Consider the following 14,158-nt stretch of genomic DNA (forward strand, 5'->3'; position numbering starts at 1 on the left):
ACGGCGACGGGCCACGCGGCTGCTGCGGCGGCGGCCGGATCGCCCGGCAGCAGATGCGCCGGGTTGGTGAAGCGCCACAGGTGCTGCACCCTGTCGGGCAGGGTCGCCACGGCGAGAGAGCGGTACGCCGACAGGCGCGCGTCCCGCAGATCCCCGCTCTCGCCCAGCAGGCGCGAGACTTCACCGACCTTCGCCTCGTCGGGAATCGACATCGTGGCATCGGGCTTGCGATCGGTGTCAGCCAACGGAACCCTCCATCTCCAGCTCGATCAGCCTGTTCAGCTCCACGGCGTACTCCATGGGCAGTTCCTTCACGAACGGCTCGATGAAGCCGTTGACGATCATCAGCCGGGCCTTGTCCGCGTCGAGGCCGCGGCACTGCAGGTAGAAGAGCTGTTCCTCCCCGACCTTCGAGACGCGGGCCTCGTGCTCGACGTGCACGTCGGCCTCGGCGATGTCCATGGTCGGGTAGGTGTCCGAGCGGGCATGCTCGCCGATGAGCAGCGCGTCGCATTCCACGCTGGTCCGACAGCCGTGGCTGCCCCGGGCCATCTTCACGAGCCCACGGTAGGAGGAGCGACCGTCGTCCTTGCTGATGCTCTTGCTGACGATGCGCGACGTGGTGTTGGGAGCCGCATGGACCATCTTGGCGCCGGCGTCCTGATGCTGTCCGTGCCCCGCGAAGGCGATGGATAGGACCTCGCCGTGGGCGCGCTCGCCTTTGAGCACGATCGACGGGTACTTCATGGTCAGCTTCGAACCGAGGTTGCCGTCCACCCATTCGACCACCGCGTCCTCGTAGGCGTGGGCCCGCTTGGTCACGAGGTTCAACACGTTGGTGGACCAGTTCTGGATCGTCGTGTAGCGGATGTGCGCGCCCTTCATGGCGACCAGCTCCACGACGGCCGAATGCAGGGAGTCCGACGAGTAGGTCGGCGCCGTGCAGCCCTCGATGTAGTGTACGCTGCTGCCCTCGTCGGCGATGATCAGGGTGCGCTCGAACTGCCCCATGTTCTCGGCATTGATGCGGAAGTAGGCCTGCAGGGGGATGTCCACCCTGATGTTCTTTGGCACGTAGATGAACGAGCCGCCGGACCATGCGGCCGTGTTCAGCGCCGCGAACTTGTTGTCACGGGTCGGGATGATGGTCCCGAAGTACCGCTTGACGATCTCGGGATGGAGACGCAGCCCCGAGTCCATGTCACAGAACAGGACGCCCTGCTGCTCCAGATCCTCCCGGATCGAGTGATAGACGACCTCGCTCTCGTACTGGGCGGTGACGCCGGCCAGGAACTTGCGCTCGGCTTCGGGCACGCCGAGGCGGTCGAAGGTCCGCTTGATGTCGTCGTGCACGTCGTCCCAGTTGTTGGCCTGCTCGCCCTTGGGCTTGATGTAGTAGTGGATGTTGTCGAAGTCGATCTCGCCGAGCAGCCTGGAGTTGCCCCAGCGGGGCATGGGCTTCTCGAAGAAGACGTCCAGTGCCTTGTGGCGCACATCGCGCATCCACTGGGGCTCGCCCTTCTTGAGCGAGATCATCTCGACCAGTTCGTGGTCGATGCCCTTGGGCGCCTTGAGGAAGTAGTCCTCGGGATCGTGGAAGCCGTAGCGCTCGGCGTAGTTCTGGTTGATGCTCAGCACATTCTGGGGGGTATTCATGCTGCGCTCCCTTCGCTGACGACGTCGTGTTTCCCCAGCCAGTCGTAGCCACGTTCCTCGAGTTCCTGGGCCAGTTCGGGACCACCGGAACGGACGATGGCGCCGTCCATGAAGACGTGCACGACATCCGGCCTGATGTAGTTGAGGATGCGCTGGTAGTGGGTCACCAGCAGCACGCCGGTCTCACCGGTCGACGCCGTGTTGACGCCCTTGGAGACCACCTTGAGCGCGTCGATGTCCAGGCCGGAATCGGTCTCGTCGAGCAGGGCGAACGAGGGCCGGAGCATGAGCATCTGCAGGATCTCCAGGCGCTTCTTCTCGCCGCCGCTGAACCCGTCGTTCAGATAGCGCGAAACGAACTCGCGGGGCACGTCCAGCTCATCGAAGGCGGCCATCATCTCCTTGCGGAACTCGCGCACCGGAATGTCCTGGCCGCGGCGCGCGGACAGCGACGCCCGCAGGAAGTTGGCGACCGAGACGCCGGGGACCGCGACCGGGTACTGGAAACCGAGGAACATGCCGAGCCGCGCACGTTCGTGCGGCTCCAGCTCGTCCACGCGGCGTCCGTCGAGCCAGATCTCGCCCTGTACGGCATAGCTGGGATGGCCCATGAGAGCGGCGGCCAGAGTGGATTTTCCCGATCCGTTGGGTCCCATCAGGGCGTGTTTCTCACCGGCGCGGATCTCCAGATCCACACCCTTGACGATCTCCTTGCCGTCTATGCCGGCCCGCAGTCCCCTGCAGGCGAAGACCGTCTTGTCCGGAGTGCTCATGTCTTTCTCCTCTTATTAAACGGCGCCGGCGGCGCCGGTATGACTCACAGTTCCAGGAGTTTTTCCTCGATGGCGCAGGTTTCGCCGCTGAGATCGGCCAGGCTGGTTCCCTCCAGCACCCGGGTGATGCGGACGGCGAGGCTCCGCCAGACCGAGCGCAGACCGCAATCGCCCACGTGCGGGCAGACGACGTCCAGCGGGTCGTCCGGCGAGCATGCGCTGCCCACCAGCAGGGGACGTCCCAGCGACTTCATCACATCGGCGACCGTTATCTCGTTCGACGGCCGCGCCAGTTCGTAACCGCCGTGTCGTCCCCGGACTGTCTGCACGACGCCGCCCCGTCTGAGCTGCGACAAAAGCTTCGTGACCGTCGGCTGCGGCAGGCGCTCCGCCCCCACGATCTCGGCCTGCGTCATCTGGCCGCCGTTGCGCGCGAGGCACGCGGTGATGCGCAGGGCCTGTTCATCGGTCTTCATGATCTTCATGAAACATCTCCCGTCCGAGGTCTACCTGTCTGAATAATTTATATACATATATACTTTTGTCAAGTTTAATAGGTGAACTTTCCCGCCGGCTCAACTTGCTGTCCTGATTAATGTTGCAAACCGCGGTGCCAAACAGTTCTTGCCCGGCTCCCTATCCGCCTTATTATGAGGAGCAAGATCCTCACAGCCAGAGGTCCCGCTTGGCAACCTGATCGGGAGTGCGACCATATGAATGAACTCAATGCCACGGTCATGCACCGCAGCGAGGTGACCCACGGCCTGCTGATCATGCGCGTGAAACCCGATTTCCCCGTCCCGGATTTCAGGGCCGGACAATACGCGGTCCTCGGCTTGCCGCCGACGGCGCCCCGGGTCGCCGTCGCTGATCCCGAAGACCCGCCACCGGACCCTGCCAAGCTCATCCGGCGCGCCTACTCGGTGGCCTCCGGCAGCGTGCAGAAGGAATACCTGGAGTTCTACGTCGCCCTGGTCGCCGGCGGCGCCCTGACGCCGCGCCTGTTCGCCCTGCGGCAGGGCGATCGCGTATTCCTGGGCAAGAAGATCGTCGGCATGTTCACGCTCAGCGACGTGCCACAGGGGAACGACCTGGTCTTCGTGGCCACCGGCACCGGCCTCGCGCCGTACGTCTCGATGCTGCGCTCCCAATACGACTTCGAGACGTCGCATAGGACGCTGGTCATCCACGGCGCGCGCCACAGCTGGGACCTGGGCTACAGCCGGGACATGGCCGCGCTGGCGTCGCGGCACGAGAACTTCCGCTACGTCCCCATGGTCAGCCGCCCCGACGGCGAGGAGCCCCCCTGGCCGGGGCTCACGGGCCGCGTCACGTCCCTGTTCACCGACGACGCGATCGAAGGCCTGCTGGGAACGCCCTTCGATCCGGAGCGGATCAAGGTCTTCCTCTGCGGCAATCCCGACATGATCACGGAGTTGATGGGCTGGCTCGAGGCGCGGGGATACCGCGAACACACGCGCAAACAGCCGGGGAGCATCTTCGTGGAGAAATACTGGTAGACCGGATCAATCGTCCGGACCGTATGCCGGCACCTGGCCGCGGGCGTGGTGGTACTTGGGGCCGTCCAGTTCCTGTGCACGGCGCAGGTATTCCCCCTGTGAGATCTCGGTGCGCCACCGACCCGCCAGCTTGGCCACGCCGATACCGCCGAAGAACACCAGCAGGACCGCGGCCGCGAAGACCACCGGACGGACCCTGCGGCGACCCGCGCGCACTACCAGCGCCTCGGGGGCGGGACACTGGGCCACGCATTCCAGGCAACCGGTGCATTCGGCGTCGGCGACGCGCGTCTTGCGGTCCACGTCCAGGAATGCGGGGCAGACCGCGGCACACCGGCCGCAAGCCGTGCAGTCCGGGATCCTGCGCTCGACCTTCAACGGGGAAAGCAGTGACAGCAGTCCCAGGATCGCGCCGTAGGGGCAGAGATATCGGCACCAGAAGTAGGGAATCAGGCAGGACAGCGCCACCAGGGCCGCGAGCACATTGGCGGTCAGTGGCGACATCTGCGTGAAAAAGAGCAGCATCTTGATGTCGGCGACCTTGTTGTAGGGGGAATCCAGGAAGATCGCGACATCCCGCGGCGCCATCTGCACGAAGACCGCAAGGACGAAGTAGGTTGCCAGCAGGTACTTCAAGGAGCGCAGGGAGCGGTCCAGCCAGACCGGCAGCTTGAGGCGGCGGCGCAGCACCATGTGGGACATGCGGGCCAGGTACTCGGCGACCGTGCCCACGGGGCAGAGCCAGGAGCAGAAGGCCTTCTTCAGGAGGAGGGCCGCGAGACAGGCCAGGCCGAAGATCGCCAGGGCGGCGGGATGGATCATGGAGTATGAGCCGCTGAGCAGCCAGTGACGCAGGCTGATCAGGGCGGAGATCGGCAGGAAACCCTCGACGCCGGGCGGACGCACGCCGCCGCCGACGCCGCGCATCAGGCCGTCCACCCAGTGCGCGAACTGCAGCCCGATCACGATCACCACCGCCAGCGTGACGAATTGCACGGCCTGACGGACGAACAGCGGCCGCCGCTGACGAGACCGGAAGACGAGCGTATGGCGCCTGATGCGGGCGAGACGCTCGGCGGGATCAAGCTTGCGGAAGTTCATGTGATCCTTCGACGCGCAGGTCGATCTCGACGGTGCCGGCGGCCATCTCGGCGACCGTGCGATCGTTCAACATGGCCAGGATGTGGGTGCGCAGCTTCAACCAGGCGGGGTGCATGGCGCAGGGATTCTCGTCGTCGCAGCGCGGCAGGCCCAGGAGGCAGCCATGCCCCCAGTTCTCCCCCTCGGTGGGGGCCACGACCTCCCGCAGACGGATGTCGGCCGCCGGGCGGGCCAGGGCGTAGCCTCCGCCGGGACCAGGGCGGCTGACGACCAGGCCGGCCTGGACCAGGCGGTTCTGGATCTTCGCCACCATGGGCAGGGAGATGTTCAGGTGCGCCGCCAGCTCCGAGTTGCGCACGAGCCCCTCGGACCTGGCCAGCACGGTGACGGCGTGCAGCGCGTAGCGCGTCTCGGTCTTGAACATTCCGATCACCCTCCCGGTCGGGATCCGATCACGAGCCAATTCTATACCAATTGATAATTGTTTCGTCTTCGCTCGTCAAGATCCGTGTGGGAATGTCTACAAGAGCCATCTTGTTCATCTGCAGATATTGGTTATCATGGTCGGACGCGCCTGGCGGCTCCCGGCCGACCGGTTCCATTTCCAGATACGCCCCATGCAACCCCAAAAAACACGGACGGTGAACGTGCGAGCCTTCTTACGATTTCCCCTGCTCAGGGCCCTGGGGTCGCTGAAGCTCAGCATCGCCCTGCTGGTGATCTTCGCGTTCGCCATCGCCAAGGCGACATTCCTCGAATCGCAGTACGGCGCCGTGGGTGCCCGCGACCTGGTGTACAACGCGCGCTGGTTCGAGGCCGTCCTGGGTCTGCTGATCCTGAATCTCCTGCTGGTGCTCTTCGCCCGGGCACCCTACCGGCCCCGCCAGTACGGTTCGGTGCTGGTCCACGCGGCCATCGTCTGGATCCTGCTCGCGGCCGCCGTGACACGGTACTTCGGCTACGAGGGCGTCATGCCCATCCGCGAGAATCAAGCGGTGGACCACATGTATTCCCGCGAACCCCACGTGCAGCTCGAGGTGGACGGCGATCTGCAATCCTTCCCCGTGCGCCTGTACAGGCCGGGCGACCCCGGCCCCGGCCGCACCCTGACGGCCGGGGGCCGAGACTACCGGGTATCTGTCGAGGAGTACTGGCCGCATTTCGCGCAGAGGCTGCAGGCCGCGGACACCGGACCGGCGGCCCTGCGCCTGGTGGTGATCGGCGAGTCCGGCCCCGAGGAACTGTTCCTGCTGGACGGCGAGGCTCGCTCCCCCGGCGGCGTACGGATGCGTTACGTGGAGGGGCCGCTGCCCGCGGCCGCGGACGGCGCGCGCTGGGGGACCGTGCGCGTCCATGTCGACGGCGAAACAACCCGCTGCGACGTGCCCGACACCTTGCCTGCAACCTTTGCCAGCGCCGGCTGGACCTTCACGATCACCGAGTTCCAGTCCGACTTCAAGGTGGGCGGCGGCACGAGCTACGAGGGTGACCTCGGCAATCCCATGATCCGCGTGGCGATCGCCGCGCCGGACGGCCGCGAGGGCGAGAAGATCCTCTTCGCCTACCACCCCGACTTCTCCATGGGTCACGGCGGCGCCGAGGAGGATTTCCCTGCCCTGGACGTCCTCTATCAGCTGGATCGCGGGCTGACCATCGGCCGCGACGCCGGGGGAACCCTGGTCGCGCGATCCACCCAGCCTCTGGCGTCGATGGGCATGGACGACGTGTCCGCGGCCGTCGATCTGCCGGCGGGCCGCCCGTTTCCCCTGGAGACTGCGCTAGTCTACCGCAGCGAAGGCGGCGGTTTGGCCTTCATGCTGAACGAGGCGCTGCCGCACGTCCAGCTCCAGCCGGCGCTCAGCCAGGACGAGCGCGCCCCGTCGGCCGCCCGCATCTCCGTGGTCGACGCGAGCGGCGCCCGCGTCGAGACCATCGTCGTCAAGGACGACGAGCGCGAAGAGACGGTGCGGATCGGCGACACCGAGGCGATCCTGCGCCTGGGTTCGGTGGTGATCGATCTGCCCTACTCGATCCACCTGGACGACTTCCTGCTGCTCAACTATCCGGGCAGCCGCAACCCCGCCAGTTACGAGAGCCACGTGCGCCTCTACGACGCGGACCGGGGCATCGACGGCCGGCCGGTGCGCATCTACATGAACCACCCGCTGTCCCACCGCGGCTACAAGCACTTCCAGTCGTCCTACGATCCGGACGAGCTCGGCACCGTCCTCTCGGTCAACTACGACCCAGGCAAGGTCCCGACCTACCTGGGCTACACGCTGCTGGCCCTCGGCTTCCTGATGATCCTGGCCCGCGACCTCATCTGGCCGGTGCGCAAGGACGAGCGCGAAAGGAGCGCGGCATGAAAAACCTCATCGCCCCGGCCCTGGCCGCGGCCGCCCTGGCCATCCTGGCCTGCGCACCCGCGGCGACGGCCCAGACCCGCGGCCACGATAACACGCCCCGGTTCAACTACCTGGACGCGTCGAACCGCGGGCTGACGCGCACCCTCGCCATGCAGGACTTCCGCGGACGCATGAAACCCGTCGATACCCACGCGCGCGAGATCGTCATGAAGATCACCAAGCGGGAACATTTCGAGGGCTGGGATCCGCAGGACCTCTACTTCAGCTGGCTGACCAACCCCGCCTTCTGGTACGACCACGACCTGATCTACGCGAAGCACCCCGGCGTCAAGGCGCTGCTCGGCATCCCCGAGGACAGGGGCGAGGCCCACTTCGGCTCCCCCGGCAAGGCCGCCTGGGTGAGCGCGTCCAGCCTGATCGACGGCAACCAGTACGTGCTGGGAGACGCCGTGCGCGAAGCCCTGCGCACACCCGACGCCGAACGCTCCAAGACCCAGCGCAAGCTCCTGAAGTTCGACGAGCGCTTCAACATCTTCTGGAACGTGATCAACGGCGGCGGCCTGCGGATCTTCCCGATCCCGGGCGATCCCAACCACGCCTGGGCCGACTTCAACGACGTTCGGGAGCTGGACCTCGGGGCCGAGGTCGCCGAGGTCGCGGACGCGCTTGTCTCCGCGCTGCGCGACATGGACAACGCGCGCATCGCCGCCGCTCTGCAGGACGTGCACCGCCTGCAGGAGACGTACGGCGCGTCCGTGTTGCCCTCGGGGGCCTCGCTGCGGGCGGAGCTGTGGCTCAACGACAAGCATCCCTTCCGCAACGTCACCATGCCCTACCTGATCGCCTTCCTGATACTGATCGTGGCCTTCTTCTGGAGCATCGGACGGCGGGGCGGCGCAGCCTTTCCCTGGCGCCATCCGCTCTACCTCCTCGGCATCCTGGTCTACTGGGCCGCCGCGGCCTTCCACCTCTTCGCCTTCGTGCTGCGCTGGATCGCCTCGGGCCGGGCCCCGCTGAGCAACGGCTACGAATCGCTCATCTTCATCGCCCTGGCCACGGCCATCGCCGGCGTGATCTTCGAGTTCCGCGACCGGCGCGGTTCCTCGGCCGCCGTATCGGCCATGCTGACCACGGTGGTCCTCTCGGTGGCCATGCTCTCGACCTTCGACCCGGCCATCGGCCCGCTGGTGCCCGTGCTGGCCTCCTACTGGCTCAACATCCACGTCACGGTCATCACCGGCAGCTACGGTTTCCTGGGCCTCGGTTCGCTGCTGGGAGCCCTGACCCTGTTGCTCTACCTGCTCAAGGGTCCCGGCCGCACGTCCGTCCGCGACGCCATCCTCCAGCTGGACCGCCTGCAGTTCCGGGTGCTGGTGACCGGGCTGGGGTTGCTGAGCATCGGCACTTTCCTGGGCGGCGTCTGGGCCAACGAGTCGTGGGGGCGCTACTGGGGCTGGGATCCCAAGGAGACCTGGAGCCTGGTGACGATCCTGGTCTACGCGGTGGTGATCCACTTCCGCTGGCTGCCGAGCCTGAACCGCCCCCTGCTGCTGGCCGCCGGCAGCTTCGCGGGCATCGCCTCGGTGGTGATGACCTACTTCGGCGTCAACTACTTCCTCAGCGGCCTGCATTCCTACGCCCAGGGCGACGCGGCCAGCGTGCCGGGCTGGGTCTACATCATCTCGGCCGGCATGCTCGCGCTGATCGTCCTGGCCTGGCTCGTCGACCGGACCCGCGACTGGGAGCCCAGGGAGAGTTGATACGACAATATCGACGCAGGGGGCTTCGCATCTAAGATGCGGGGCCCCTTGGTATATCAGGCACCGGAAAAACCAATTTCATGACATCGCATATCTGTGGTAGGGTGCGGCAACCGAACTGGAATCGTATCGGGACCGTGTCATTCACACCTACCACCGGGCGCCATCGCGCTCGGCAGCGCAAGCAGAAGGAGGCGCGATGGAAGGGACCAAGAGACTGCTCCTACTCGCGGGGGCCGTTTACCTGCTCGGGGCTGGTGCCGCGCTGGGCGCGGGCTTCAACATCTATGAAGCCGGCGCCCGGGCGACCGCCCTCGGCGGCGCGTTCACCGCGACGGCCGACGACGGCTCGGCGATCTTCTACAATCCGGCCGGGCTCGCCTTTCTCGAAGGCTCGGCGCTCGACCTGAACCTGATGCCGATCATCCCCGCAGCCGAGTTCACGGGCGCCCTCCAGCCGGACGGCACCTACGCCAGCGGCAAGACGACCGATCAGATATTCCCGATCCCCGGAGCCTACTTCTACAGGAACGACGGCGAACTCACGTACGGCATAGGCCTCTACACGCCCTTCGGTCTGGGCGTGGAATGGTCCGATCCCGACGACTGGATCGGGCGCGCGGTCAGCTACAACGTGGATCTGGCCACCATCTATGTCTCCCCCGTGGTCGCGTGGAGGGTGAACGAGGACGTGGCGCTGTCCTTCGGCGTGGACGTCGGCTACACCAAGATCGAGCTCAAGCGCCGCATGCTGACCGTCTTCGGCGGCAACAACGCGCCCACCGACGTGATCGACGTCTCGATCGACGGCGACAGCAAGCTGAACTTCACGCCCTCGGCGGGCGCCATGATCAAGGCCAACGAGAAGCTGACCTTCGGCGTCATGTACCACCACCAGAAGACGCTGTCCATCGAGGAGGGCAACCTCGAGCTGACGAACATCGCGCCGGACGCCCTGGCGGGCGCCGTCGACAACATGATCGCCGGCCTCGGCGGCAACAAGCACACCGGCAGCACCGAACTGAAGCTGCCCCACATCCTCAGCCTCGCCGCGTCCTACCAGCTGACCGAGCAGGCCCGCGTGGAATTCGACGCGGTCCACTTCGGCTGGGGCCACTTCGACGAGTTGGCCCTGGACTTCGGCAGCGATGACCTCAACGAGACCATCCCCGAATCCTACGAGGACGTCTGGCAGCTGCGCCTCGGCGCCTCGTACGACGTCGACGACAAGCTGACGCTGATGGGCGGCTACGTGCGCGACAAGTCGCCGCAGCCGGTCGAGTCCATGAGCCCACTGCTCCCCGACGCCAACCGCGACGACTTCAGCCTCGGCGTCCAGTACCGCTTGAACGAGCGGCTGACGCTGACCGGCACCTACATGGGCGTGAACTTCGAGGAGCGCACCAACGTGGTGGACGGCGCACAGGTCGTCTTCCCCGAAGACGAAGCGGAGTACGGCGAAGGCCCGTACCCCAATCCCGCAGGAACCTACGATTCCTATGCCGACATCTTCGGCGTCGGCATCAGCTACCGCTTCTAGGAAAGGAGGTCTGCCATGACCAAGCTCACCAAGACATTGCTCGGCGGCGTGGCCCTGCTGGCCCTCCTGGCGGCGGGCTGCAGCCTCGATACTCCCGATCCGGCGACCCTCGCCGACGTGGAGCAACCGGAAGGCGCCGAATACTTCGCCAACTACGTGGCCATCGGCAACAGCCTGACGTCCGGTTTCATGGACGCCGGCCTGGTGACGAACGGACAGGTCAACAGCTACCCGCAACTGCTCGCCTCGGTGATGGGCGCCAAGGCCTACACCTTCCAGCAGCCGCTGATCGCCTTCCCCGGCATCGGCAGCTCGAGCACGGGCGACCCGTCGCTGGTGGCCGGCGTGCTGCACTTCGACGGCGCGGGCATCTCCCTCGCCGGCACGACGGCCCTGGCCGACGTCCAGTCGACACTGCTGCTGGCCGCCGCGTGGCCGGTGCCCTACAACAACCTGGGCGTGCCCGGGGCGACCACCCTGGACGTCACCAGCGCGCTGGGCTCGGGCTCCAGCCAGTCGCCGGGCAACTCCTACTTCGATTTCATCCTGCGCAATCCGTCCTTCGGCGACGTGTCCATGATCAACCAGGCCATCGCCCTGGGTCCGAAGCTGATCACCTGCTGGATCGGCAACAACGACATCCTGGGCGGCGCCACCGGCGGCGAGCCCGAGGTCGGCATCAACATCACGCCGACGGCAGAGTTCAACGCCATGTTCACGGACATCCTGGACGGCCTGACCGTTGGTGTGACGGATCGCTACGGCTACGAGCCGGCGATCTTCGTGGGCAACGTGCCCGGCATCGCCAGCGCCCCGTACTTCGTGCCCAAGGCGCTGTTCGACGTCATGGCCGGCAACCCGATCCCCACCGAGGAGACCGCCGTCTACGTGCGCTTCCCCGCCCTGGGCTACCTCGCCGCGGGCGGACCGGTGCCCTTGCCGCCGGAGTGGACGCTCGACGCCGGGGAAGTCGGCGTGGTCGACACGGCCGTGACCGAGTTCAACGCCGCCATCGCGGCGGCCGTGGCCGCGCGGGACAACGTCTGGCTCTACGACGCCAACACCGTGCTGGCCGGCCTCGACCCGAACACCGAAGCGGCCCATTTCCTGGCCCTCGTGGGCACGCTGGGCATCGAGACGGCCGCGGCGACGACCTATTTCTCGCTGGACGGCATCCACCCCAACAACCGCGGCTATGCCCTGGTGGCCAACGGTTTCAGTGCGGTCATCAACGGCGCGCTGGGCACGGCATTGCCGCAGATCGACATCGGCGACATCACGTGGGATCCGACCTACGACATGCTGCCAAAGCAGGGCGGCCCCCTGCTCGACTCGCGGGCCGCCGCCGCCATGGACGCCGTGTTCCGCTGATCGGCGTGCAGGGCGGATGAACGCGAGGGCGGGGACCCGGATCCCCGCCCTCTGCGTACAATAAGCGCGTGCCATCCTCGACCATCTCATGTAAGGTCTCGTCGTCAAATCGACGACCCTCAGGAGGCAGTTCGTTGCGCCAAGGCTACCGCACGACGCTGGGCGGTTTCGGACCGTCGCTCACGCCGACCGTCAAGGTCCTGCTCGCCGCCAACATCTCGGTGTTCGTGCTGCAGTTCATGCTCGGCCAGTCGGCGGCCCGCGTCTGGTTCGACCACTTTTTCGGACTGGTCCCCCGCAAGGCCCTCGCCGGGCTGCACGTGTGGCAGTTCGCCACCTACATGTTCCTGCACCTGAACTTCATGCACATCTTCTGGAACATGTTCATCCTGTGGATGTTCGGCTCCGAGCTCGACGCGTTGTGGGGGCGGCGGGGTTTCCTGCAGTACTACTTCGTCGCCGGCATCGGCGCCGGGCTCGTCTATTTCCTGCTGATGCCCCTGATCGAGCCCGCCGCGGCCTACGCACCGCTGATCGGCGCCTCGGGCGCCTGCTTCGGGCTGCTCATGGCCTACGGCCTGCTCTTCCCGGAGCGTCGGGTGATGCTCTGGTTCCTGATCCCGGTCAAGGTCAAGTGGTTCGTGCTGGGGATCGGCCTGTTCGAGCTCATGGCCATCTGGCGGGCCGACAGCGTGGGACACCTGGCCCACCTGGGCGGCCTGCTCTTCGGCTACCTCTACCTGCGCGGCGGCAAGAAATGGCTGGACGGCCTGCGGCGCGGAAGACGCCGGCGCAAGGCCGACTCGCGCTTCCGCGTGGTCGACGACGAGCAGGACCGCGATCCGGTCGTGCGCGTCGAAGTGGACCGGATCCTGGAGAAGATCTCCCGCGAGGGTCTGGACAGCCTGACGCCCGCGGAGCAGGAGGCGCTGAGACGCGCCAGCCGGAAACACTGACCCGAGGTGATCGGGGTTGACCCGCCATGTGCGATCTCTCGGTGATCATCGTCAACTGGAACACGTGTGAACCCCTGCGCGCGTGTCTCGCAGCGCTGCCGGCGGCCTGCGGCGGACTGTCCCGCGAGGTGCTCGTCGTGGACAACGCCTCGTCCGACGGATCCGCCGCCATGGTGCGGGACGCATATCCCCACGCGACCCTGATCGAGTCCGGCGGCAACCTGGGCTTCGCGCGCGGCAACAACCTGGCCCTGCCGCGCGCCCGCGGCCGCTGTATCCTGCTGCTCAATCCCGACACCGTCTGCGAACCGGGCGCCCTAAAGACGCTCGTGCGCTTCCTGGACGCCACGCCCGACGCCGCAGCGGTCGGCCCCGTGCTGACCGACGCCGCGGGCGCGCCGACCCTGTCCTGGGGCACGGCTCCCCGCCTGCGTTACCACCTGCTCTCGCTGATCGATCCCGGCCGTCGCTGGCTGCCGGCCCCGCTGCGCACGCAGTCCACGGCGCGCCTGCCGGTCTCCGCCGCTGAATCCTACCGGGTGGAGTACGTGGTCGGCGCCTGCCTGATGATGAACCGCGGGGCCCTGGAGCGCGTCGGCCCCCTGGACGAGCGCTTCTTCATGTACTTCGAGGAGACGGACTGGTGCCTGCGCGCCCGAGACGCCGGCTACGGGATCTACCTGGAGCCCCGGGCGCGGGTGAAGCACCTGGAAGGCCGCGCCGCAGCCCGGTCCGGCGACTTCGCCCTGGCCCAGTTCCAGAAGAGCTACCGCCGGTTTCTGGCCAAGCACAGGGGCGCGCGGTGGGTACCGGCCTATCGCCTGGCGCAACTGCTCGAATACGGGCTGAAGGGCGCCGCGCGACGGCTGATGGCGCTGCTGCAGCCGTCGAACCGGGCGCGGCACGCCGCCCTGGCCCACGACTTCCTGCGCGTCGCCGCCATGCAGTTCCGCGGCGAGATCCGCGCGGATCCCCCGTCCTGAGACCCCTCTGCGTCGCGCGGAGCCGTGAGGAACGGGACTCAGCTGTCCCTTTTCTGGGCGGCGGATGATCGGGAACGTCCGCGCCCGCCGCGCCGGCCGCGGCGGCGAGGGCGCTTCGGCGCATCGCCGACG

At 66.9% G+C, this 14,158-nt stretch carries 13 protein-coding genes; 7 read left to right on the forward strand and 6 right to left on the reverse strand.

Translation table 11 applies throughout. The features are described 5' to 3' along the window. From KJ554_15475 to KJ554_15490, 4 genes are all read right to left on the reverse strand, one after another. The coding region (locus tag KJ554_15475; GenBank protein ID MBU0743731.1) for a hypothetical protein at positions 1 to 245 on the reverse strand (245 nt) is incomplete at its 3' end. Beyond that, on the reverse strand, positions 238 to 1,656 hold the full coding sequence (sufB, locus tag KJ554_15480; protein ID MBU0743732.1) for a Fe-S cluster assembly protein SufB: 1,419 nt from the start codon (positions 1,654 to 1,656) through the stop codon (positions 238 to 240). The genes KJ554_15475 and sufB, both read right to left, overlap by 8 nt. After that, positions 1,653 to 2,429, reverse strand: a complete 777-nt coding sequence (gene sufC / locus KJ554_15485; GenBank protein MBU0743733.1) for a Fe-S cluster assembly ATPase SufC — start codon at positions 2,427 to 2,429, stop codon at positions 1,653 to 1,655. The genes sufB and sufC overlap by 4 nt, the downstream gene beginning before the upstream one ends. Before the next feature lie 44 nt (positions 2,430 to 2,473). After that, a complete protein-coding gene (locus KJ554_15490) occupies positions 2,474 to 2,914 on the reverse strand; it encodes an Rrf2 family transcriptional regulator (protein MBU0743734.1) in 441 nt (146 codons plus the stop codon). 228 nt (positions 2,915 to 3,142) lie between these two features. On the opposite strand from KJ554_15490, the gene KJ554_15495 reads away from it, so the two are divergent. Next, positions 3,143 to 3,949 (forward strand): ferredoxin--NADP reductase, encoded by an 807-nt coding sequence (locus tag KJ554_15495; protein ID MBU0743735.1) that lies wholly within the window; start codon positions 3,143 to 3,145, stop codon positions 3,947 to 3,949. A gap of 6 nt (positions 3,950 to 3,955) precedes the next feature. On the opposite strand, the gene KJ554_15500 is transcribed toward KJ554_15495, so the two are convergent. Beyond that, on the reverse strand, positions 3,956 to 5,050 hold the full coding sequence (locus tag KJ554_15500) for a 4Fe-4S binding protein (protein ID MBU0743736.1): 1,095 nt from the start codon (positions 5,048 to 5,050) through the stop codon (positions 3,956 to 3,958). Beyond that, the gene (locus tag KJ554_15505; protein MBU0743737.1) at positions 5,031 to 5,474 is read right to left on the reverse strand and encodes an Rrf2 family transcriptional regulator; all 444 of its coding nucleotides are present in this window, start codon (positions 5,472 to 5,474) and stop codon (positions 5,031 to 5,033) included. Before KJ554_15505 ends, KJ554_15500 begins: the two co-directional genes overlap by 20 nt. 580 nt (positions 5,475 to 6,054) lie before the next feature. Between KJ554_15505 and KJ554_15510 the strand changes: the two genes are divergently transcribed. The 6 genes from KJ554_15510 to KJ554_15535 all read left to right on the forward strand — a co-directional run bounded on the left by KJ554_15510 (position 6,055) and on the right by KJ554_15535 (position 14,026). Further along, complete coding sequence (locus KJ554_15510; GenBank protein MBU0743738.1) at positions 6,055 to 7,416, forward strand: cytochrome c biogenesis protein ResB; 1,362 nt, start codon at positions 6,055 to 6,057, stop codon at positions 7,414 to 7,416. After that, entirely contained in the window at positions 7,413 to 9,176 is a 1,764-nt protein-coding gene (gene ccsA / locus KJ554_15515; protein ID MBU0743739.1) for a cytochrome c biogenesis protein CcsA, read from the forward strand. The genes KJ554_15510 and ccsA overlap by 4 nt, the downstream gene beginning before the upstream one ends. A gap of 199 nt (positions 9,177 to 9,375) precedes the next feature. Next, complete coding sequence (locus KJ554_15520; GenBank protein ID MBU0743740.1) at positions 9,376 to 10,716, forward strand: porin; 1,341 nt, start codon at positions 9,376 to 9,378, stop codon at positions 10,714 to 10,716. A 15-nt stretch (positions 10,717 to 10,731) separates the two neighbouring features. After that, positions 10,732 to 12,087, forward strand: a complete 1,356-nt coding sequence (locus KJ554_15525) for a hypothetical protein (protein ID MBU0743741.1) — start codon at positions 10,732 to 10,734, stop codon at positions 12,085 to 12,087. Positions 12,088 to 12,221: 134 nt separating this feature from the next. Further along, on the forward strand, positions 12,222 to 13,043 hold the full coding sequence (locus tag KJ554_15530) for a rhomboid family intramembrane serine protease (protein ID MBU0743742.1): 822 nt from the start codon (positions 12,222 to 12,224) through the stop codon (positions 13,041 to 13,043). 26 nt (positions 13,044 to 13,069) lie between these two features. Beyond that, positions 13,070 to 14,026: a glycosyltransferase gene (locus tag KJ554_15535; GenBank protein MBU0743743.1), complete on the forward strand. Its 957-nt coding sequence runs from the start codon at positions 13,070 to 13,072 to the stop codon at positions 14,024 to 14,026. The last annotated feature ends 132 nt before the right edge of the window (positions 14,027 to 14,158 follow it).

The organism is bacterium, assembly GCA_018814885.1.
Taxonomy (GTDB): Bacteria; Krumholzibacteriota; Krumholzibacteriia; order LZORAL124-64-63; family LZORAL124-64-63; genus JAHIYU01.